At 61.2% G+C, this 1,493-nt stretch carries 1 protein-coding gene; it reads right to left on the reverse strand.

Going from position 1 to position 1,493, the window contains the following annotated elements; all coding sequences use genetic code 11:
* Positions 1 to 1,351: DNA helicase RecQ (gene recQ, locus E0F99_RS29825; RefSeq protein WP_130909134.1), on the reverse strand; the 1,351-nt coding region annotated here is incomplete at its 3' end.
* Positions 1,352 to 1,493: the final 142 nt, after the last annotated feature.

Genomic DNA, 1,493 nt, shown 5'->3' on the forward strand with positions numbered 1-1,493 from the left:
AGACCGAGAGTTTTTCGTGGCCGAAGCTGCGCACCTTTTCGTTGTCCTTACCCAGCAACACATCCACCAAGTGGCCCACGCCGTAACGCTGGCCAGTACGGTAGATGGCCGACAACGCCTGGCGCGCCGGCTCAGTGGCATCCCAGGTCTGCACACCGTCGACGCAGTTGTCGCAGTGGCCGCAGGGCTCGGGCATGTCCTCGTCGAAATACGCCAGCAGCGTTTGGCGGCGGCAGCGCGTCTCTTCGCACAGCGATAGCATGGCGTCGAGCTTGTGCTGTTCCAAACGCTTGTGGCGCTCGTCGCCTTCGGAGTTCTGCAGCATCTGCTTGAGCATCACCACGTCTTGCAGGCCGTAGACCATCCAGGCATCCGCCGGCAGGCCATCACGGCCGGCGCGACCGGTTTCCTGGTAGTACGCCTCAAGAGACTTGGGCAGGTCCATGTGCGCCACAAAGCGCACGTTGGATTTGTCGATGCCCATGCCGAACGCGATGGTGGCCACCATGATCAGGCCTTCCTCATTGAGGAAGCGTTTCTGGTGGGCAGAGCGCGTTTCATTGGGCAGGCCTGCGTGGTACGGCAGCGCCGGGTAGCCTTGCTCGCAGAGGAACGCGGCGACTTCATCGACCTTCTTGCGTGACAGGCAATAGACAATGCCCGCGTCGCTGCGCCGCTCGGACAGAAACGCCAGCAACTGCTTGCGCGGCTGCTCTTTGGGCACGATGCGGTAGAAAATATTCGGCCGATCGAAGCTCGACAGGAAGCGCTCAGCGTTCTGCAAATGCAGGCGCTCGACGATTTCTTCGCGGGTACGTTTGTCAGCGGTGGCAGTCAAGGCGATGCGCGGGACGTCGGGAAACAACTCCGCCAACTGGCCCAACTGCAAATATTCGCGGCGGAAATCGTGGCCCCATTGCGACACACAGTGGGCTTCGTCGATGGCGAACAGCGCGATTTCCAGGCTCTGCAAAAACGCCAGCATACGCGGCTGCACCAAGCGCTCGGGGGCGAGGTAGAGCATCTTCACTTCACCGCGCTTGATGCGTGCGGCCAGGTCGCGTTGCTGCTCGGCGCTGAGGGTGGAGTTCAACGCCGCGGCGGCGACGCCGAGTTCTTCAAGGGTGGCGACTTGGTCGTCCATCAGCGCGATCAGCGGCGACACCACCACGGCCAGGCCGTTGCGCAACAGCGAAGGCACCTGGAAGCACAGGGATTTGCCGCCGCCGGTAGGCATCAATACCAGGGCGTCGCCGCCATTGGCCACGCGCTCAATGATCGCACCCTGGCGGCCACGAAAACGGTCGTAGCCGAAGATGTCCTTGAGGACGCGTTGAGCCTGCTCGAGCATGTAAAACTCCAAAAATGGTGCCGAAATCCCTCTGTACAGGCTGGCCGAAAAAACACGCTTTCACGGGAATTAATCCGTAAGCGAAGTTTTTGCGGTGTGGCGCGTAGCATGCCGGGGCATCACAAAACGACGGAGTATACCA

It is taken from the genome of Pseudomonas antarctica (assembly GCF_900624995.1).
GTDB classification, from domain to species: domain Bacteria; phylum Pseudomonadota; class Gammaproteobacteria; order Pseudomonadales; family Pseudomonadaceae; genus Aquipseudomonas; species Aquipseudomonas antarctica.